The organism is Streptomyces sp. NPDC051940 (assembly GCF_040680895.1).
GTDB lineage: Bacteria > Actinomycetota > Actinomycetes > Streptomycetales > Streptomycetaceae > Streptomyces.
The window spans coordinates 31,053-49,936 of sequence record NZ_JBFAXR010000063.1 but is presented as its reverse complement, the minus strand read 5'-3'; the positions used below and the strand labels follow the sequence as shown (position 1 = coordinate 49,936).

The window sequence follows — 18,884 nt, the reverse complement described above, 5'->3', positions numbered from 1 at the left end:
CGCGCAGCAGCACCCCGAACAGCGCCGCGCACAGCCGCGCCAGCAGCGGCCCGAGCAGCGCCACGGCGAGCATGAACAGCATCACGACGCCCAGCGACGCCTCCGCGGCGTCGTCGCCGGCCGACGAGGCCGCGAGGACGGCGAAGAAGCCGCCGCCGACGAGCGCGCCGACGCCCAGGACCGTCCGTACGACGCCCGGCCGCAGGCGCTCCAGCGACGCCTCCGTCAGGGCCTGGCCCGGCTTGATCCGCGCCGGGCGGCGCGCCGCGAGGCGGCCCGCGCACAGGGCGGTCAGCAGGCCGAGGCCGATCGCGCTGACCAGGGGGATGAACGAGACGTGCAGGTCCACGGCCGCGGGCACCGCCCCGCGGTCCTTCAGCTGACCGAACCACCACGCCGCCAGGCCGATCCCGGGCAGACAGCCCAGGGCGCCGGCGAGGGGGGCGACCAGCAGCGCCTCGGTCGCGATGGAGCGGCGGATCTGGCGCGGTGTCGCGCCGATCGCCCGCAGCAGGGCGAACTCGCGCGCCCGCTGGTTCACGCAGAGCGCGACCGTGCCCGCCGCGGTGAACACCGCGACCATCGTGGCGATCCCGCCGAACGAGCCCCCGAGCCCCGTGAGCACCTCCCGCGCCCCGGCGAGACCGGGGTCCTCCACCGCGCCGCGGTCGTCGCCGGTGTGCACGAGCGCCCTGCCGCCGACGGCGGCCTTCACCGCGTCGGCCAGCTCGGGTGTGGACGTGCCCTTCGCCGGAAGGACGGCGATGGCGTCCACGCGGCCGCCGTGGCCCGCGAGGGCGGCGGCCTCGGCGTCCGGGAGCCAGACGGCGGGGCCGTCGGCCCCGGCACCGGGCGAGCCCGCGAGACCGGCGACACGGACGTCGCGGCCGCCGTCGGCGGTGGCCACGCGGACGGTGTCGCCCACGGCCGCGTCGGCGGCCTGCGCGGCGGCGCGGTCCAGCACCGCCTCACCCGGCCGGGGCTCGACGCCCTCGGCCAGGTGTACGCCGGTGAAGGCGGCGGAGCCCCAGCCGTGGGCGGTGACCCCGGCGGCGTCGCCCACCCGCACCGGGAAGCTCACGTCGGCGACCGCACGCGCCGCGCCCGGCACGCCGCTCAGCCGCCCGGCCAGCTCCGCGTCGACGAAGGCCCGGTCCGGTACCTGGGCGGACTCGACGTGGCGCTCCTCGCCGTGCCCCACGGTCAGCCGGGCCTGCTGGTCGGCCGCGACGACCACGGGCGCCCCGGCGTACCGCACCGGCGGGACCGAGGCCCGCGCGCCGGTCTCCAGCAGGATCCCGCACGCGGAGACGATGAACGCGGCCATGGCCAGCGCCACGAACGTGCCCACGAAGGACGACGGTTTGAAGCGGACGGCCGCCCGGGCCAGCCCGTTGCCCCGCAGGCTCACGCCGCCACCCCTGCCGGTACGCGCCCGGTCAGCGCCGTCATCCGGGTCGCGACGGCCTCGGCGGACGGGCGGTCGAGGGCGTCGGCGAACGCCCCGTCCGCCAGGAACAGCGCCCGGTCCGCCCAGGCGGCGGCCACGGGGTCGTGCGTGACCATCACGACGGTCGCGCCGAGCCGGTCCACCGCGTGGCGCAGCAGCCCCAGCACCTCGGCGGCCGTGCCGGTGTCCAGGGCGCCGGTGGGCTCGTCGGCGAAGACCACGTCCGGCCGGGTCACCAGGGCGCGTGCGATCGCCACGCGCTGCTGCTGGCCGCCGGACAGCTCCCCCGGCCGGCGGCGGGCCTTGTCCGCCAGCCCGACCTGTCCGAGCACCTCTTCCGCGCGGCGCCGGCCGGGGCGCTGCCCGGTCAGCCGCAGCGGCAGCAGGACGTTGTCCTCGACCGTCAGGGACGGCAGCAGGTTGAACGCCTGGAAGACGAAGCCCAGGCGGGTGCGGCGCAGTTCGGTGAGCTTGTTCTCGTTCAGGCCGGTGATCTCCGTGCCGCCGAGGCGTACCGAGCCCGAGGTGGGGCGGTCCAGGCCCGCGGCGCACTGCAGGAACGTGGACTTGCCGGAGCCGGAGGGGCCCATCACGGCGGTGAACGTGCCGCGGGCCAGGCCCAGGTCGACGCCCCGCAGGGCGTGCACGGCGCCCGCGCCGCGCCCGTACCGCCGGTGCACGCCGCGCAGTTCGACGGCGTACCCGTCCGTCTCCGCCCGCTCCTGAACCGCCGCCCGCCGCATGCCGTCCGCCTCTCCGCCGTACTCGAATGTCCGGTTTCGACGCTACGGAGCGGGGGCGGGAGGGACCATGGCGGCTACCGGCGGATCCGGGGTGGGGTTAACCCGACCAGGACCCGTCGGTCAGGGCGGACGCGAGCGGTCCCTGCAGAGGCGAGTCAGTCGCGGCACACGAGCAGCAGCGCCCGGTCGTCCTTGACGTCCTTGGCGACCGCCTCGATCAGATGCCATGCGGCGCCGCGGAAGGACGACGAGACGTACCGGTCCGCCTCCCCCGTCAGACGGTCGATGCCGTCCGACAGCTCGCGGTCAGGGCCCTCGACGAGGCCGTCGGTGAAGAGCATCAGGACGTCCCCGCGCCGCAGCCGGCCCTTCACCGGATCGAACTGGGTGCCGTCCAGCACGCCCAGCAGCGGGCCGTCGGCCGTCTTCTCCTCCCAGCGGCCGGTGCCCGCGCTGAGCTGGAGTCCCGGCACATGGCCGGCGGAGAGCAGTTCGTAGTCACCGGACTCCAGGTCCAGGACCAGATGGACCGAAGTGGCGAAGCCCTCGTCCCATTCCTGGCGGAGGAGGTAGCCGTTCGCCGCGGGGAGGAAGTCGTGCGGCGGGAGCGAGCCGAGGAGTCCGCCGAAGGCACCGGACAGCAGCAGCGCGCGCGAACCGGCCGCCATCCCTTTGCCGGAGACGTCCGTGAGCACCGCCTCCAGCACCTGCCCGCCGTGCGTACGCGTGGCTACGACGAAGTCACCGGAGAAGGACTGGCCGCCGGCGGGCCGCAGCGACATCTCGGCGTGCCAGCCGCGCGGCAGCCCGGGCAGCTTGCTCTGGACGCGGATCCGTTCGCGCAGGTCGAAGAGCATCGTCCCGCCGCGCCGCCAGGGCACCCCGACGCGCTGCCGGAACTGGGCGATGACCAGCCCGGTCAGCCCCACGGCGGCGACGACGAGCACCGTGCCCGGGGTGACCCGCGCGGGCCCCTCGGTGTACGGGCCGAGGACGACGGCCTCGACGATCAGGGCCGAGGCGGCCGCCGCGTACAGCGCCAGCAGGCTCGCCGGGCGCAGCAGCAGACCGCCCAGCACGATCGGCAGCACCAGCGCCGAGGGGGAGATCCACTCGGGCTGGGTGATCGTGCCCCACGCCGTGAGGGGGATGGCGGCCATCAGGACGGCCAGCGCGATCCAGTCGGAGCCGTCACCGCGGAAGTAGTCGACGGCGGAGCGGCGCAGGCTGACGCGGACCCGGTGCAGCGATTTGCGCCACCGAGCCGTAGGGGTACTCCCCCCGCTCCTTCGTCCTCCACCCGCCATGCCCCGGGACCCTATCCACCCGAACGGCCGCACGTCGATTTCCTGGCGCGACACCCGTGTCCATCGCCGAAAGCGTATGCGAAATGCGCTCGCCTGTTGGCGAAACCGCTGCTAGTGATGGGGGCATGACGACTGAACTGCGGGAGATCGAAGCTGGGGAATGGGACACCTGGTTCAGCCAGGTGGAGCTCGCGTTCGGCGGAGTGTCGGAGAACGTCGAGGAGCGGGCGTTCTACGCGGAGGTGAACGAACCGGACCGCACGATCGCGGCCCGGGACGGCCACCGCATCGTGGGCACCGCGGGGGCGTTCTCCTTCCGGATCGTGGTGCCGGGCGGCGCGGTCGTCCCGGCGGCCGGGGTGACGTGCGTGGGCGTGGCGCCGACGCACCGGCGCCGCGGCGTGCTGCGGGCGATGATGCGCCGGCAGCTGGACGACGTACGGCGGCGCGGGGAGCCGCTGTCGGTGCTGCTGGCCTCGGAGCCGGACATCTACCCGCGGTTCGGGTACGGGCTGGGCTGCGCGCAGCTGCGGGCGGAGATCGACACGGACCGGGTGCGGCTGCGGCTGCCGGCGGGCGCGGAGCGGATCCGCTTCGAACTCGCCGACCCGGACGAGGCGCTCGCCGACTGCGAGCGGATCTACGCCCGGCGCGTCACCGCCCGCCCCGGCCTCTTCGAGCGGTCGCCCGGCTGGGAGGCGCGGCAGGTCCTGGACCCGCCGTCCGAGCGCGACGGGGCTTCGCCGCTGATGTGCGTACTGGCGTACGACGGGGACGAGCTGCTCGGCTACGCCCGGTACGCCGTGGCGCCGAACTGGACGCCGGCCGGGCCGGACGGCTCGGTGTTCCTGCGGGACGTGGAGGCGCTGACGCCGGCGGCGTACGCGGCGCTGTGGGACTACCTGTTCGCAATGTCCCTCACCTCGACGCTGCGCTTCCGCAGCCGGCCGGTGGACGATCCCCTGCTGCACCTGGTCAGCGATCAGCGCAGGTGCGGCTTCCAGGTGCGGGACGGGCTGTTCGTGCGGATCGTGGACGTGGCCGCGGCGCTGGACGCGCGGACGTACGCGGCGCCGGTGCGGGTGGTGCTGGACGTGGCCGATCCGTTCTGCCCGTGGAACGAGGGGCGCTGGCTGCTGTCCGGCGACGCGCGAGGCGCCGAGTGCAAGCGGACGGAGGAGCCGGCGGACCTGCTGCTCGGCGCGTCGGAGCTGGGTGCGGTGTATCTCGGCGGGACGTCGCTGGCGTCGCTGGCCGGGGCGGGGCGGGTGACGGAGGTACGGCCGGGGGCGCTGGCGGAGGCGTCGGCGGCGTTCCTCAGCCCGGTGGCGCCGTGGTTCTCCCACGGCTTCTGAGGCTGCCTCAGGCGGTCGCGGCGGGCTGGCAGCCCGGGCACCAGAACAGGTTGCGGGCGACGAGCTCCGCGGTACGAACCTCGGTCCCGCAGACGTGGCAGGGCATCCCGGCCCGCCGGTAGACGTACACCTCGCCGCCGTGGTCGTCGACGCGCGGCGGGCGGCCCATGACCTCGGGCAGGTGCTCGGGGCGGACGGTGTCGATGCGGCCCAGGCGGACGCCCTCGCGCATGAGGGCGGCCAGATCGGCCCAGACCAGGTCCCATGCGGCGCGGGTCAGGTCGCGGCCGGCGCGGTACGGGTCGATGCCGTGGCGGAAGAGGACCTCGGCGCGGTAGACGTTGCCGACGCCGGCTATCACCTTCTGGTCCATCAGCAGGGCGGCGACGGACGTCCGGCTGCGGGAGACGCGCGCCCAGGCGCGCTCGCCGTCGTCCCGGGTACGCAGCGGATCGTCGCCGAGGCGGCCGTGGATCGCGTCCTTCTCGCCCTCGGTGATCAGCTCGCAGGCGGTGGGGCCGCGCAGATCGGCGTAACCGGCCCCGGTGTGCAGGCGCAGCCGCACCTGGCCGACGGGGGCGGGCGCCGGGCCGTCGCCGAACGCGACCTTCCCGTACAGCCCGAGGTGGATGTGCACCCATCCCACGGCGGCGAACCCGAGGAACAGGTGCTTGCCGTGCGCCTCGGTGCCGGTCAGCCGCGTGCCGTCGATGAGCGCGGCGCCGTCGGCGAACTTCCCCTGCGGGCTGGCCGCCCGCACCGCGCGTCCGCCGAAGCGGATGCCGATGTCGGCGGCCAGCCGGTGGATGGTGTGCCCCTCGGGCATCAGTCCTGCTGGGGGTGGTGGGCCGGGACGGGCGGCAGCTCGCCGGTCGTCTCGTAGGCGCTCAGCATGTCGATCCGGCGCTGGTGGCGCTCCTCGCCGGTGAAGGGCGTCGCCAGGAAGGCCTCGACGAAGGACGTCGCCTCCTCCTGGGTGTGCATCCGGCCGCCGACGCTGATGACGTTGGCGTTGTTGTGCTCGCGCCCCAGCTGGGCGGTCTCCTTGGACCAGGCGAGGATCGCCCGCACGCCCTTGACCTTGTTGGCGGCGATCTGCTCGCCGTTGCCGGACCCGCCGATGACGACGCCGAGGGCACCCGCGTCGGCGGCGGTCTTCTCCGCGGCCCGCAGGCAGAACGGCGGGTAGTCGTCGACGGCGTCGTAGATGTGCGGCCCGCAGTCGACGGGCTCGTGCCCGTTCGCCTTCAGCCACTCGACGAGGTGGTTCTTGAGCTCAAAACCGGCATGGTCGCTGCCGAGGTACACGCGCATGTGCACGAGTGTGGCATGCCCGGTGGACCGCGACGCGCGGGGGCCGCTCAGGGGGCGGGCGCGGACGGGGTGGTGCGCACGACGGCCTGGTCGCCCCGTGGGCCGAAGAGATGGAGGATCTCCACGGCGGTCGTGTCCGCGGGGCCGAACCAGTGCGGCTCGGTGGTGTCGAACTCGGCCGCCTCGCCGGGCCGCAGCGTGAAGTCCCGCTCCCCGAGGATGAGGCGCAGCCGGCCGGCGAGGACGTAGAGCCATTCGTAGCCCTCGTGGGTGACCGGCTCCGGCGGGCGGGGTGCCAGCACCTGCTTGAAGACCTGCACCCGGCCGGGGTACTGCGTCAGCGGCACGAGGACGCTCCCGCGCTCCTTGCGCAGGGGCCGCAGGTGCACCCGGGGGTCGCCGCTGGCCGGCGCCGCGACCAGCTGGTCGAGTGCCACGCGGTGTGCCCGTGCCAGCGGGATGAGCAGGTCCAGGGTCGGGCGCCGCCTGCCCGACTCCACCCGGGACAGCGTGCTGACCGAGATCCCGGTCGTGGCCGCGAGCGCCTCGAGCGTCAGTCCCCGGTCCCGGCGCAGCCGGCGCAACCGGGGCCCGATGCCGTCGAGAATCCGCTCCAGCTCTGTGTCCCCGGATGCCGTGTCCATGGATCCAGTTTTGCAGTGTTCGCAAAATCGATGGGCCGCGGCCGTGGCCCGGGCCGAGCCTGGCCGGGCACCGTCCCCCTACGCCGGAGGCAGCCGTGGCCGCGACGACACACCCCGTACCCCCAGTGCTGAGCGCACGCAGACGCCGGACGGTGCTGGCCGTCTGCTGTCTGAGCATGTTCCTGGTGGGCCTGGACACCACCATCGTCAATGTGGGCCTGCCTGCCATCGGGCACGGCCTGGCTGCCGGCACCCGCGGTCTGGAATGGATCGTGGACGCCTACACCCTCGTCCTGGCGAGCCTGCTGATCTCCGCCGGCGCACTGGCGGACCGCTTCGGACGCCGCCGGGTGTTCCAGTGCGGGCTGGCCGTGTTCGGCGCGGCCTCACTGCTCTGCGCGCTCGCCCCGTCGGCGGGCGCACTCGTCGCGGCCCGCGCCCTGCAGGGCGTCGGCGCCTCGATGCTCAGCCCCGTGGCGCTCGCGATCGTGGTGAACGCGATGCCGGACCCGAAGGAGCGGGCACGGGCGATCGGCGTCTGGGCGGCGGTGTTCGGGCTGAGTACGGCGGCCGGACCGGTCGCGGGCGGTGCGCTGCTCGCGGGGCTCGACTGGCGGGCGCTGTTCTGGATCAACGCACCCGTCGTCGTGGCCGCTCTCCTGCTGAGCGCGGTGTTCGTGCCGGAGTCCCGGGCCCCGCGGGCCCGGCCGCTCGACCTGCCCGGCCAGGTCCTGCTGACCGTGGTCCTCGCGGTCGTCGTCGGCGTCCTGATCGAAGGGCCGCGCATCGGCTGGACCTCGCCCGCGGCGCTGGCGGGTTACCTGGGGGCCGCCGTGGCGACGGCCGGATTCGTGCGGGTCGAGTCCCGCCGCCGCGACGCGCTGATGGACCTGCGGCTCTTCGTACGCCCGGTCTTCAGCGGTGCCGTCGTCGGGGCGGTGGCGGTCTTCGTCGCGCTGAGCATGACCCTGCTGCTCAACACCCTCTATCTGCAGCACACCCGGGGGTGGACACCGCTGGCCGCCGGCGTGACGACCCTGCCGCTGGCCGTGGGGGCGACGGTCTGCGCCCCCTGGTCCGGCCGCATGGTCGGCCGTACGGGACCGCGGCTGCCGCTGCTCCTCGCCGGCGGTTTCATCACGGCAGGCGGGCTCTGCCTGGTCCGGCTCACCCCGCACACGAGCGTGCTCCTGCTGCTGGCCGCGTACGCGTTCATCGGCGTCGGGTTCGGCTTCGCCAACGCCCCGATCACCAACACCGCGGTCAACGGGCTGCCGCCCGCCCGCGCCGGCGTGGCCGGGGCGATCACCTCCACCGCACGGCAACTCGGCTCCGCGCTCGGCATCGCCGTCGCCGGCGGTCTGGTCGCGGCCACCGGTCCGGCAGGGCTCGCACACGCGTCGCGGCCGGGCTGGATCGTGGTCGCCGGCTGCGGCGTACTGCTCCTCCTCGTCGCCCGCCTGTCGCGGCCCGGGGAAGCCGAACGGGCCCCGGCCGGTGTGCACAGCACCGGAGCGGGGCCCGTGGGGACGGCCGGCGTCAGCCGCGGTCGCCCAGGAACTTCCACGCCGCGGGAAGCGCGCCCATCGCCAGCGCCGCCTTCACCGCGTCGCCCAGGAGGAACGGGGTGAGGCCCGCCGCGATCGCCGCCGAGGCCGACATGCCCGTGGAGAGGGCCAGGTACGGGACGCCGACGGCGTAGATGATCGCGCTGCCCAGCGCCATCGTGCCGGCCGTGCGCCAGACGTTCCGGTCGCCGCCGCGGCGGGCGAGGGCGCCGACGACCGTCGAGGCCAGCAGCATGCCGAGGATGTAGCCGAAGGACGGGATGCCGAAGGAGCCCGAGGTGCCGTCGGCGAACCACGGCATGCCGGCCATGCCCGCCACCGCGTACAGCAGCAGCGAGGCGAACGCGCGGCCCGTGCCGAGCGAGGCGCCGACGAGCAGCGCGGCGAAGGTCTGGCCCGTGACCGGGACCGGGGAGCCCGGGATCGGCACGGAGAGCTGGGCGGCCGCGCCGGTCAGCACGGCGCCGCCGACGACGAGGGCCGCGTCGCGGACGCGGGTGCCGGGCAGCAGGTCGGCCAGCGTGGCGCGGTGCGTTTCCTTGGCGAGGACGGCGGTGGTCATCGGGACTCCGATCACAGTGAGGGTGGGACCTCTGTGACCCTAAGTCGGCGAGTGGACCTTGGTCTTGGTCAGAGAGTGACAAAGGTCCACGGGAGGGCCTTGTGCGCTCCCACTCGCCAAGGGCCCGATTCACGCTGGTCACGTGAGTTACGTCACGACGGCACCCGGAGGACCCCCTGTTGGGTTTCACCAAAGCGGCGGCGACGAAAGGGTGGATGGGCGGTGACGCCGGGTCGGCCGCGGCCGGATCACCGTCTCAATAATCGGACACCGGGCTCCGATAAATGGACACCCGTTGCAGACTGGCCGCTCCATCCCCCCACCCCGTGCTCAGGGAGCCCCATGTCCCCGACCCTGGAGAAGGCCGCCCCCGCCACCGGCACCCCCGCCGCCGGCGGGAAGCTCGGCCACGGCCTCAAGCAGCGCCACCTCACGATGATCGCCCTCGGCGGCGTGATCGGCGCCGGCCTCTTCGTCGGCTCCGGCGCGGGCATCGCCGCCGCCGGTCCGTCGATCGTCCTCGCGTACGCCCTCTCCGGCCTGCTGGTCATGCTGGTCATGCGGATGCTGGGCGAGATGTCCGCCGCGAACCCCGCCTCGGGTTCGTTCTCCGTACACGCCGAGCGCGCGATCGGCCCGTGGGCGGGACTGACCGCCGGCTGGATGTACTGGACGCTGCTGGGCGTCGCGATCGCCGCCGAGGCCATCGGCGCCGCCGGCATCGTGACCGGCTGGCTGCCGGGCACCGAGACCTGGATGTGGGTCGCGCTGTTCATGGTGGTCTTCTGCGCCACCAACCTCGCGGCCGTCGCCAACTTCGGCGAGGCCGAGTTCTGGTTCGCCGGCCTGAAGGTCGTCGCGATCACCGTCTTCCTGATCGTCGGGGTGCTGGCCGTCCTCGACGCCTTCCCCGGCCACGCCGCGCCGGGTCTGGACAACCTCACCGGTGCCGGCCACGGCTTCCTCCCGAACGGCGCCGACGGCCTGCTGGTCGGCCTGCTCGCCTCCGTCTTCGCCTACGGCGGCCTGGAGAACGTCACGATCGCCGCCGCCGAGTCGGAGAACCCCCGCGCGGGCGTCGCGAGGGCGGTCCGCACCGCCATGCTCCGCATCGCCGTCTTCTACGTCGGATCGATGGCCGTCGTCGTCGCCCTCGTGCCGTGGAACGACCCGAAGGTCGTCGAGAAGGGCCCGTACGTCGCCGCGCTCGACCGGCTGGACATCCCGCACGCGGGCACGATCATGGAGATCGTCATCCTGGCCGCCCTGCTGTCCGCGATGAACGCCAACATCTACGGCGCCTCCCGCATGGCGTACTCCCTCGTCGCCCGCGGCCAGGGCCCGGCGTTCCTCGGCAAGGTGGCCGGCTCCGTGCCGCGCCGCGCCGTGATCGCCACCTGCTCGTACGGCTTCGCGGCGGTCCTGGCCAGCTTCTGGTGGCCGGACACCGTCTTCAAGTGGCTGCTGAACATGGTCGGCGCGACCGTCCTGGTCGTCTGGGGCTTCACCGCCGTCGCCCAGCTGCGGCTGCGCCGGAAGCTGGAGCGCGAGTCGCCGGAGCTGCTGACCGTACGGATGTGGGCCTACCCGTACCTCACCTGGCTGGCGCTGGCCGGCATCGCCGCCGTCCTGGTGCTGATGCTGCGCGAGCCGGACACCCGCACACAGCTGTACGCGACCGGCGGGCTGGCCGTGGTGCTCTCGGTGGTCGGGCTGGTACGGCAGAAGCGGACAGCGCGGCGCTGACCCCCGCGCCTACGACGGGACCCGCGCCCCCCGGGTGCGGGTCCCGTCGTACACCAGCCCGTCCGCCTCGCCGGTCACGGTGAACTCCCGTGCCAGCCCCGCCCCGTGGAGCCGGGCGAACGGCGTGAGGGGGATGCCGGGACCGGACTCGCCGCGGCCCGAGTTCCAGTTCATGTGCACCTCGAAGCGGTGGTCGACGGTCACCGCCCCGTCGCGGCGCACCCGCACCGTGCCGCTCAGCCGGTACGACACCCCGCGCAGCGCCAGCCACCAGTCCAGGGACCGCCAGGCGGCCTGGGCCGTACCCCGGGGCCGGGTGATGAGCACGCCCCGCCAGCCGCTGTCCGCCGGGCAGCGCACCTCGGCGCCGCCCGCGTCCTCCCAGCGCTGCAGCGCCTCCAGCCGCCACCGCAGCAGCTCCGCGTCCACCGCCCCGGCCACCGCCGGCAGCCGCAGCAGCGCGCCGGCGTCCGCTCGGTACGGGCGGCCGGAGCCGCGCAGATAGTGCCGCAGCAGCGAGCCCGCCCGGCGCAGCCCCACCGCCGTCCACACCGCGGCCAGCAGCCGGGCGGCCAGCCGCACCGCGCGGTCCGTGACGCGCGGCGGGAGCGAGGCGTACGGGGCGCCGCCGCCCGGCAGTCCGGGTTCGTCCCGGCCGCCCGCACGCCCCAGCGGTAGTCCCATACCGGGACGCTATCGGGCATATCCAGGCCCCGCACCCGAGCACCGCCCGTCAGGGCCTCGTGACATGATTCCGGCGTACATCCACAGACGAAGGAGTCGATCGGTGCCCGGTGAGAATCTGTCCCGTGACGAGGCCCGGGAGCGGGCACGGCTGCTGTCGGTGGATTCGTACGAGGTCGAGCTGGACCTGCGTCCGGCCGTGGCCCCGGTGGCACAGCCCTTCCGCTCGGTGACCACGCTCCGCTTCCGCTGCGCGGAGCCCGGCGCCTCGACGTTCGCGGACCTGATCGCCCCGCACGTGCAGTCGGTGACGCTGAACGGCCGCGACCTCGACCCGGCGGAGGTCTTCGACGGCTCCCGGATCCGGCTGGAGGACCTGTCCGCGGAGAACGAGCTGGTGGTGGACGCCCAGTGCGCCTTCAGCCGCACCGGCGAGGGCATGCACCGCTTCCAGGACCCGGAGGACGGCGAGGTCTACCTCTACACCCAGTACGAGCCGGCGGACGCCCGGCGGGTCTTCGCCAACTTCGAGCAGCCCGACCTCAAGGCGCCCTTCACCTTCACCGTGACGGCCCCCGCCGAGTGGCTCGTCCTCAGCAACGGCGCCCAGACGGGCCCGGTGGAGCGGCACCACGACGCCTCGGCGACCTGGCGGTTCGCCACGACGAAGCCGATCTCGACGTACATCACCTCGGTGCTGGCCGGTCCGTACCACAGCGTCAACGACCGCTACACGCGCACCTTCGAGGACGGCACGGAGCTGGAGATCACGCTCGGCGCGCAGTGCCGCAGGTCGCTGGCCAAGTACTTCGACTCGGACGAGATCTTCGAGGTCACCAAGCAGGGCCTGGACTTCTTCCACGACAACTACGACTACCCCTACCCCTGGGGCAAGTACGACCAGGCGTTCGTCCCGGAGTACAACCTGGGCGCGATGGAGAACCCGGGGCTGGTCACCTTCCGCGAGGAGTACATCTACCGGGGCAAGGTGACGCGGGCCGCGTACGAGCGCCGGGCGAACGTCATCCTGCACGAGATGGCGCACATGTGGTTCGGCGACCTCGTCACCATGGAGTGGTGGGACGACCTGTGGCTGAAGGAGTCCTTCGCGGACTTCATGGGCACCTTCTCGATGACCGAGGCCACCCGGTACACCGAGGGCTGGATCACCTTCGCCAACCAGCGCAAGGCGTGGGCGTACCGGGCGGACCAGCTGCCCACGACGCACCCGATCACGGCGGACATCCGCGATCTGGAGGACGCCAAGCTCAACTTCGACGGCATCACCTACGCCAAGGGCGCCTCGGTGCTCAAGCAGCTGGTGGCGTACGTCGGCCGGGACGCGTTCCTGGAGGGCTCGCGGCGCTACTTCAAGCGGCACGCGTACGGCAACACGCGGCTGCGCGACCTGCTCGCCGTACTGGAGGAGGTCTCCGGGCGGGACATGGCCGCCTGGGCGAAGGCGTGGCTGCAGACCGCCGGCGTCAACACGCTGACGCCGCAGGTGACCTACGACGCCGAGGACCGGATCACGGAGCTCGTCGTGCTGCAGGAGGCCGCCGCCGAGTACCCGGAGCTGCGTCCGCACCGGGTGGCCGTGGGGCTGTACCGGCGCGACCCCGCCGAGGGGGCGCTGGTGCGCTACGCCCGCGCCGAGCTGGACGTCACCGGGACGCGGACGGTGGTGAAGGAGCTGGCCGGGCAGGAGCGTCCGGATCTGGTCCTGGTCAACGACGACGACCTCACCTTCTGCAAGATCCGCTTCGACGAGCGGTCGCTGGAGACGCTGCGCGGGCACCTCGGTGAGCTGACGGACCCGCTGGCGCGGGCGCTGTGCTGGTCGGCCGTGTGGAACCTGACCCGGGACGGGCTGATGCCCGCCGCCGACTTCATCTCCCTCGTGACCCGGTTCGCGGGCACGGAGTCCGACATCGGCGTGCTGCAGAACCTGCACGGGCAGGCCCGCCTCACCGTCGACCGCTTCTGCCAGGCGTCGCAGCGCGACGAGGCCGAGCGGGTGCTGGCCGAGGCGGCGCTGGGCGAGCTGCGGCAGGCGGAGCCCGGCAGCGGGCACCAGCTGGCGTGGGCGCGGTTCTTCGCGTCCGTGGCGGGCAGCCCCGCGGATCTGCAGCTGCTGGAGCAGCTGCTCGACGGGAACGCGGTCGTCGACGGGCTCGACGTGGACCAGGAGCTGCGCTGGGCGCTGCTGCTGCCGCTGGCCGCGCAGGGGGCGGCGGACGCGGAGCGGATCGAGGCGGAGCTGGCGCGCGACAACACGGCGTCCGGCAAGCGGCATTCGGTGCGGTGCCTCGCGGCGCGGCCGTCCGCGGAGGTCAAGGCCGCGGCGTGGGCGTCGGTCGTGGAGTCGGACGAGCTGTCCAACGCGATCGTGGAGGCGACCATCGCGGGCTTCGACCAGGCGGGGCAGCGGGAGTTGCTGGCGCCCTACGCGTCGAAGTACTTCGAGGTGATCGAGCGGATCTGGGCCGAGCGGTCGATCGAGATCGGGATGGCCGTGGTGCGGGGGTTCTATCCGGCGCTGCAGGACTCCGTCGGTACGTTGGCGGCTACCGATGCGTGGCTGTCCGATCGCGCGGGGGCGGCGCCTGCCTTGCGGCGGCTGGTTCTCGAGGCTCGTGATGATCTTGCGCGGGCGCTGCGCGCGCAGGCCTCCGGCGGTCGGTGACCGTTTGACACGGGGTGTTCGGGGGCTGCGCCCCCGGACCCCCCGGCGGCCTCCGGCCGCATCGGCGCTGACGCGCCTCGTCCTCAAACGCCGGACGGGCTGGAATGGCAACCCGCCGCCTCGCAGACCAGCACCCCGTCCCACATCCCCGCTCCCTCGGACCCCAGCCACCCGTCCCACATTCCCGCCACCTCGAATCCCGGCACCCCGTCCCACATCTCTGCCCCCTCGGACCCCGGCACCCCGTCCCACATCTCTGCCCCCTCGGACCCCAGCCACCCGTCCCACATCCCCGCCACCTCGAACCCCGGCACCCCGTCCCACATCCCCACCCCCTCGCACCCCGGCGCCGACACCGCCCCCCGGAGGGTCATCGTGCTGCGGCTCACCAGTGGCATGGGGCGCGGGAAGACCCCCGAGGTGGGGAGTGTGCCCGAGTGGGGGGACGTTGTCGTGTTCACCGGGTTTGAGCACGCCGCGAGGGGTGGGGCGGGGCTGCCCGATCCCGAGGACACGCCGTGGACGCATGGTGGGCCGGCCGGGGGTGCGGTGGTTGAGGCGGCCGACCCCCTCACCGCGGAGGACTTCCTGTGAGCGCCGAGCAAGAGCCCGCGGAGGCCGCGGGGCTGGCCACCGAGCAGATCCTGCGCGACACCCTGCGCGGGAGCGCCCGCGGCGTCGTCGTGGACTCGCCGCCCGGCGCGGGGAAGTCCACGCTCGTGGTCCGCGCCGCGCGCGAACTGGCCGCCGCCGGGCGCCGGCTGATGATCGTCGCCCAGACGAACGCGCAGGTCGACGATCTCGTCGACCGGCTCGCGGTGGCCGAGCCCGAGCTGCCGCTCGGCAGGCTGCACAGCAGCGACCCCAGCCCGTACGACCCGCTCCTCGACCGGCACGAGCAGGTGCGTAAGTCCGCGAAGATCGGCGATCTCGCCGGGCTGCCCGTCGTGGTCTCCACCGCCGCCAAGTGGGCGTGGGTGAAGGACACCGAGCCGTGGGAGCACGCGATCGTCGACGAGGCGTACCAGATGCGCTCCGACTCGCTGCTGGCCGTGGGCCGCCTGTTCGAGCGGGCGCTGTTCGTGGGCGACCCCGGGCAGCTGGACCCGTTCGCGGTGGTCGGCTCCGAGCAGTGGGCGGGTCTGTCGTACGACCCGTCGGCGAGCGCCGTGACGACGCTGCTCGCGCACAACCCTGACCTGCCGCAGCGCCGGCTCCCGGTGTCGTGGCGGCTGCCGGCCTCGGCGGCGCCGCTGGTGTCGGAGGCGTTCTACCCGTTCACCCCGTTCCGCAGCGGCACCGGCCCCGACGACCGCACCCTGCGCCTGACCGCCGCCGGCGACGGCTCCCCGGTCGACCGGGTGCTGGAGGTCGCCGCGGAGTCCGGCTGGGGCCTGCTGGAGCTGCCGCCCCGGCACACCCCGCGCACCGACCCGGAGGCCGTCGCCGCCGTGGCCCAGGTCGTACGGCGGCTGCTGGACCGGCGTGCGGTCGCCCACTCGGAGCGCGAGCCCGAGGGCACCGCCGTGGGCGCCGACCGGATCGCGGTCGGCACGGCCCACCGGGACCAGGCGGCCGCGGTACGCGCGGCGCTGACCGCCCTCGGCGTCGAGGGCGTCAGCGTCGACACGGCGAACCGGCTGCAGGGCATGGAGTTCGACGTGACGGTCGTCCTGCACCCGCTGTCCGGCCGCCCGGACGCCACCGCGTTCCATCTGGAGACGGGCCGGCTGTGCGTGCTCGCGTCCCGCCACCGGCACGCGTGCGTGGTGGTCACCCGGGCGGGCATCCCCGAACTGCTCGACGAGTACCCGTCGGCGGAGCCGGTGCGCCTGGGCGTGGAGGTGAAGTTCCCGGACGGCTGGGAGGCGCACCAGGCGGTGCTGGCGCATCTGGCGGAGCACGCCGTACGGGTGTGAGCGCGCCGCCCACCGCCGTACCGCCCGGAATGCCCGCCCTCTTGCGCGGCACGGGACAATGGGAGGCGGCCAATGAACTGGAGGACCACGCATGACGGAGCCGCAGCCGGCTCAGACCCCCGGTGAGGGCGGCCGTGTCGTTCCCCGCCGCCCCTCCTCGCTGATCTTCGAGCCGCAGGAGGCTGTCGCCGACCCCGAGCACTTCTTCGGCCTGGAGGGCCTGGACGACCCGCGCGACCTGCTCGCCCGCTCCACGGAGCTGGCGCTGGCGTTCCGCGCGGCCGCGGACCGCGCCGTCGAGTACCAGGCGATCGCCGCCGCCCAGCTCGCCGACCCGCGCCGCTTCGACCGGCTCACCGCCGAGGCCGTCGCCGAGCGGGCCGACTGGTCGGTGGACTACGCCCAGCGGATGATCGAGTTCGGCCGCGACCTGCTGAAGGGCAAGGAACCGCGGACCGACGACTGACGCCGGCCGGGGCCCGGTCCCGGCTTCCGGAAGCCCGGGAGGATACCCCCACCCCCTGTCCGACGTCCGCGTTTCCGGGGAAGCCCGCGGCCCGCGCCCGGCCCGCCGGTAGGCATATGCCATGACCACTGACATCCAGGGCACCGGTCCGGCCCTCACCGCGTACGTCACCCAGGCCGGAGCCGACTGGCTGGCCTCCGCCTCCGCCTTCCCGCGCAGTGTGCTGGCCCTGTGGTCCGCACGGCCCACGGCTCCCAGCGTGCTGCCGTGCGGCACGGTCTTCGACGTGGTGAGCCTGCCCTCGCTGTACGGGCGGCTGGTCGTCGACCGCCTCTGGTCCGACGGACCGGGCAGCGGACCGGTCGCCGTGGTCCGCGGCCGCACGCTGCTCTTCGCCGCGCCCGGCACGGCCGCCCGGCTGCCCTCGCTGCTGGCCTGGGAGCAGTGGGCGGGCGCGATCCCGCGCCCGCTGTGCCACGGCGAGGGCGACGCGGTCACGATCCCGCCCCTGCGGGTACCGGAGACCGGTCCGCTGCCCGGCACGCGCTGGCTGGTCGCCCCGGAGGTCCGTCACCCCTGGCTGCCGGGGGCCCAGGCGGTGCTCTGGGCGTGCGTCCGGGCGGCCGGGCCGCGGGCCGAATATCGATTTTCGATCTCGGCCGATCAGATGCTAGAGTCGTCTCACCAGGCGCCGCTAGCTCAGTTGGTTAGAGCAGCTGACTCTTAATCAGCGGGTCCGGGGTTCGAGTCCCTGGCGGCGTACCCGGCCGAAGGCCGAGTCCTGATTGCGGAAACGCAGTCGGACTCGGCCTTCGTCGTTTCCCGTGCCGTCGTACGGCATGGGGCCACGCGGTCGCGCCCCCCGGGCCAGGGGCGGGGCCCGGGGGACGCAGTCATGGGGCGGACGGGTTCACGCGCGGTCCACGCGCACCGTCCACGAACCGTCCGCGGCGCGCCCCGTCACCGACACCGACACGCCGTCCGACGCGAGGTCGAGGCTCTCCCCGACCCCCAGCGGCGCATCGGCCAGCGGCGGGTACACCGACGTGGTGTGGCACGCGTCCGAGCCGGGATGCCCGTCGAGGACCTCGATCGGACCGTCACCGGAGGACGTCCGCGCCCGGACCCGGTACACGAGCACGCCCTCCGTACACGACTCCGCGTCGTTCCCGGCCCGTCCCCGCGCCTCGACGGCGATGGCGCTGTCCGCGCCCGTACGGACGACGATCATGCGCGTGCTGCGCAGCGTGGCCGCAGCCGCGGGCGCCGACAGCGGCTGCAGCGAGTGCACGCTGCTCCCCGTCTCCCGCACGCACGCCACCTGGCCGTCCGTGATCCAGCCGAGCCGCCACTTGTGCCAGGCGAAGGGCTCGGGCGCCAGCCCGAACTGGCTGCCCATCACGTCCCAGTCGCCGACGTACGTGTCCCAGTCGGCCTTGCCGTCCACCGGCCGGTGGTAGAGGTCCGGCAGGTCGAAGACGTGGCCGGTCTCGTGGGCGAGGACGTTGCGGTCCGGCGGGTGCTGCTCGAAGACGGTGACGATACGGCGTAGTTGGGCGCCGTCGGCGACCAGGGGCCGGTCGAAGTTGACGACCTTCGTGGCGTCGGAGTCGACGCCGGGCGCGTCGGGGTCGGCGACGAAGTAGACGATGTCGTAGTCGCGGAAGTCGACCTTGGCGTCGGCCGCGGCGACCGCGTCGCGCAGATAGCGCGCCCGCCGGTCGGGGGCCCAGTCGCGCTGGATGTCGTACGCCGTCGACGGTGACGGCATCTCGATCCACCGGGGCAGCGGTGTGGCGCGGAGCTTGAAGCGCCCGTAGGAGGAGCGGGCGAAGAACTCGGAGGTGGCCGGGAAGTGGTCCGCGGCCAGTTCGGCGGTGCCGGTGCGCGGCTCCGCGTCGGGGAAGGAGAGGAACACCATCACCGCGTTCAGCGACTTCCGCGGCTGCGGATAGGCGGCGTTCCAGGTGTCGACGCCCTCCGAGTGATGCGCGTCGGTGCGTTCGAGGGCGCACGGGCGGGGTGCGTCCGCCCCCGCCGGACCTGCGACGAACGAGCTGGCTATGAGCGCGGCGACCGAACCGGCCACCGCGGTTATCCGCCGGGCCCTTGCCCCGCGCGGGCTGTCCGACCCTGCCTCACCCAGCCTGGCTATGCGCCCTGTCTGCACCACATCGACCCCGTCGGCTCACGAATGCGGACTTACCGAACAAGCCCCACCCTCTGCGCTTTTGTCGGCACATGCCCTGTTCACCTGCGCCAGCCGGGTGAGCGGCGCCCGGCGGGCGTGATCGAACTGAGGTTTACAGAGAGTCACTTTCGAGCAGACGTGGACGGGCGCGTTCACAACCGGGCAGTTGCGGGCCACTCGCGGGGGTACCGTGGGTCCAGGGCTCACGGCGCTGCTGGATCGACACGCCGGACTGCCTCTATGATCGGC

General features: G+C 73.9%; 16 protein-coding genes, 1 tRNA gene and 1 pseudogene. 9 read left to right on the top strand and 9 right to left on the bottom strand.

Features of this window, described 5'->3' with window-relative positions:
• The 3 genes from AB0M28_RS23685 to AB0M28_RS23675 all read right to left on the bottom strand — a co-directional run.
• The coding region (locus AB0M28_RS23685) for an ABC transporter permease (protein ID WP_365408277.1) at nucleotides 1-1,411 on the bottom strand (1,411 nt) is incomplete at its 3' end.
• On the bottom strand, nucleotides 1,408-2,193 hold the full coding sequence (locus tag AB0M28_RS23680; RefSeq protein WP_365408274.1) for an ABC transporter ATP-binding protein: 786 nt from the start codon (nucleotides 2,191-2,193) through the stop codon (nucleotides 1,408-1,410). The genes AB0M28_RS23685 and AB0M28_RS23680, both read right to left, overlap by 4 nt.
• A gap of 155 nt (nucleotides 2,194-2,348) precedes the next feature.
• Entirely contained in the window at nucleotides 2,349-3,500 is a 1,152-nt protein-coding gene (locus AB0M28_RS23675; protein ID WP_365408271.1) for a PP2C family protein-serine/threonine phosphatase, read from the bottom strand.
• 125 nt (nucleotides 3,501-3,625) lie between these two features.
• Between AB0M28_RS23675 and AB0M28_RS23670 the strand changes: the two genes are divergently transcribed.
• Complete coding sequence (locus AB0M28_RS23670) at nucleotides 3,626-4,855, top strand: GNAT family N-acetyltransferase (RefSeq protein ID WP_365408269.1); 1,230 nt, start codon at nucleotides 3,626-3,628, stop codon at nucleotides 4,853-4,855.
• Nucleotides 4,856-4,862: 7 nt separating this feature from the next.
• On the opposite strand, the gene AB0M28_RS23665 is transcribed toward AB0M28_RS23670, so the two are convergent.
• From AB0M28_RS23665 to AB0M28_RS23655, 3 genes are read right to left on the bottom strand one after another with little or no spacing between them, the layout of a single operon-like run.
• Nucleotides 4,863-5,681 (bottom strand): DNA-formamidopyrimidine glycosylase family protein, encoded by an 819-nt coding sequence (locus tag AB0M28_RS23665; protein WP_365408266.1) that lies wholly within the window; start codon nucleotides 5,679-5,681, stop codon nucleotides 4,863-4,865.
• Complete coding sequence (locus AB0M28_RS23660; RefSeq protein ID WP_365408263.1) at nucleotides 5,681-6,169, bottom strand: ribose-5-phosphate isomerase; 489 nt, start codon at nucleotides 6,167-6,169, stop codon at nucleotides 5,681-5,683. The genes AB0M28_RS23665 and AB0M28_RS23660 overlap by 1 nt, the downstream gene beginning before the upstream one ends.
• 47 nt (nucleotides 6,170-6,216) lie before the next feature.
• The gene (locus tag AB0M28_RS23655) at nucleotides 6,217-6,813 is read right to left on the bottom strand and encodes an XRE family transcriptional regulator (protein WP_365408260.1); all 597 of its coding nucleotides are present in this window, start codon (nucleotides 6,811-6,813) and stop codon (nucleotides 6,217-6,219) included.
• A 95-nt stretch (nucleotides 6,814-6,908) separates the two neighbouring features.
• On the opposite strand from AB0M28_RS23655, the gene AB0M28_RS23650 reads away from it, so the two are divergent.
• Nucleotides 6,909-8,444, top strand: a complete 1,536-nt coding sequence (locus tag AB0M28_RS23650; protein WP_365408258.1) for an MFS transporter — start codon at nucleotides 6,909-6,911, stop codon at nucleotides 8,442-8,444.
• On the opposite strand, the gene AB0M28_RS23645 is transcribed toward AB0M28_RS23650, so the two are convergent.
• Nucleotides 8,353-8,943, bottom strand: a complete 591-nt coding sequence (locus tag AB0M28_RS23645; protein WP_365408255.1) for a biotin transporter BioY — start codon at nucleotides 8,941-8,943, stop codon at nucleotides 8,353-8,355. The genes AB0M28_RS23650 and AB0M28_RS23645 overlap by 92 nt on opposite strands.
• A 342-nt stretch (nucleotides 8,944-9,285) precedes the next feature.
• On the opposite strand from AB0M28_RS23645, the gene AB0M28_RS23640 reads away from it, so the two are divergent.
• Entirely contained in the window at nucleotides 9,286-10,689 is a 1,404-nt protein-coding gene (locus AB0M28_RS23640; RefSeq protein WP_365408252.1) for an amino acid permease, read from the top strand.
• Between the two features lie 9 nt (nucleotides 10,690-10,698).
• Here the strand turns inward: AB0M28_RS23640 and AB0M28_RS23635 are convergent, their stop codons facing one another.
• On the bottom strand, nucleotides 10,699-11,373 hold the full coding sequence (locus AB0M28_RS23635; RefSeq protein ID WP_365408250.1) for a hypothetical protein: 675 nt from the start codon (nucleotides 11,371-11,373) through the stop codon (nucleotides 10,699-10,701).
• 103 nt (nucleotides 11,374-11,476) lie between these two features.
• On the opposite strand from AB0M28_RS23635, the gene pepN reads away from it, so the two are divergent.
• From pepN to AB0M28_RS23605, 6 genes and pseudogenes are all read left to right on the top strand, one after another.
• On the top strand, nucleotides 11,477-14,059 hold the full coding sequence (gene pepN, locus AB0M28_RS23630; RefSeq protein ID WP_365408247.1) for an aminopeptidase N: 2,583 nt from the start codon (nucleotides 11,477-11,479) through the stop codon (nucleotides 14,057-14,059).
• A gap of 369 nt (nucleotides 14,060-14,428) precedes the next feature.
• Nucleotides 14,429-14,653, top strand: a pseudogene (locus tag AB0M28_RS23625) (hypothetical protein); the annotation flags it as partial.
• Nucleotides 14,650-15,978 carry an AAA family ATPase gene (locus tag AB0M28_RS23620; RefSeq protein WP_365408244.1) on the top strand — a complete coding sequence of 443 codons (1,329 nt, stop codon included), beginning with the start codon at nucleotides 14,650-14,652 and terminating at the stop codon, nucleotides 15,976-15,978. The pseudogene AB0M28_RS23625 and the gene AB0M28_RS23620, both read left to right, overlap by 4 nt.
• Nucleotides 15,979-16,069: 91 nt before the next feature.
• Nucleotides 16,070-16,444: a hypothetical protein gene (locus AB0M28_RS23615; protein ID WP_365408241.1), complete on the top strand. Its 375-nt coding sequence runs from the start codon at nucleotides 16,070-16,072 to the stop codon at nucleotides 16,442-16,444.
• Nucleotides 16,445-16,565: 121 nt separating this feature from the next.
• A complete protein-coding gene (locus AB0M28_RS23610; protein WP_365408294.1) occupies nucleotides 16,566-17,171 on the top strand; it encodes a bifunctional DNA primase/polymerase in 606 nt (201 codons plus the stop codon).
• Nucleotides 17,133-17,206 (top strand) — tRNA-Lys (locus AB0M28_RS23605). Before AB0M28_RS23610 ends, AB0M28_RS23605 begins: the two co-directional genes overlap by 39 nt.
• Before the next feature lie 148 nt (nucleotides 17,207-17,354).
• Here AB0M28_RS23605 and AB0M28_RS23600 read toward each other — a convergent pair.
• Nucleotides 17,355-18,533 (bottom strand): M6 family metalloprotease domain-containing protein, encoded by a 1,179-nt coding sequence (locus tag AB0M28_RS23600; protein WP_365408238.1) that lies wholly within the window; start codon nucleotides 18,531-18,533, stop codon nucleotides 17,355-17,357.
• Between the last annotated feature and the right edge of the window lie 351 nt (nucleotides 18,534-18,884).